This window comes from Brucella tritici (assembly GCF_902825325.1).
In the GTDB taxonomy this organism is placed as follows: domain Bacteria; phylum Pseudomonadota; class Alphaproteobacteria; order Rhizobiales; family Rhizobiaceae; genus Brucella.
The window spans coordinates 1-349 of record NZ_CADEAR010000087.1; the positions used below are offsets into that span (position 1 = coordinate 1).

Below are 349 nucleotides of genomic sequence, written 5' to 3' on the forward strand. Positions count from 1 at the left end.
GAGCGCTTCTACTGCCGCTATATGTGCCCGCTCGGTGCGGCACTCGCCATTCCCGGACGCATCCGCATGTTCGAATGGCTGAAACGCTGGCCGGAATGCGGTTCGCCCTGCCACCGTTGCGCCAAGGAATGTCCGGTTGAGGCGATCCACCCTGAAGGCCAGATCAACGTCAATGAATGCATCTACTGCATGCATTGTCAGGAACTCTATCACGACGACCAGCGCTGCCCGCACATGATCCAGGTGCGTGTGAAGCGTGAAAAATTCGCAGCCCGCAATGCCCCCCTCGCAGCGGCTGCCGAACGTGGCGGTGGACCGGCCAGACCCGTCATCTCAGTCAAAGGAAAAC

Annotated in this window: 1 protein-coding gene; it reads left to right on the forward strand. The window is 60.2% G+C overall.

Going from position 1 to position 349, the window contains the following annotated elements; genetic code table 11:
• The coding region (locus HWX93_RS22785) for a 4Fe-4S binding protein (protein WP_419191198.1) at positions 1 to 349 on the forward strand (349 nt) is incomplete at both ends.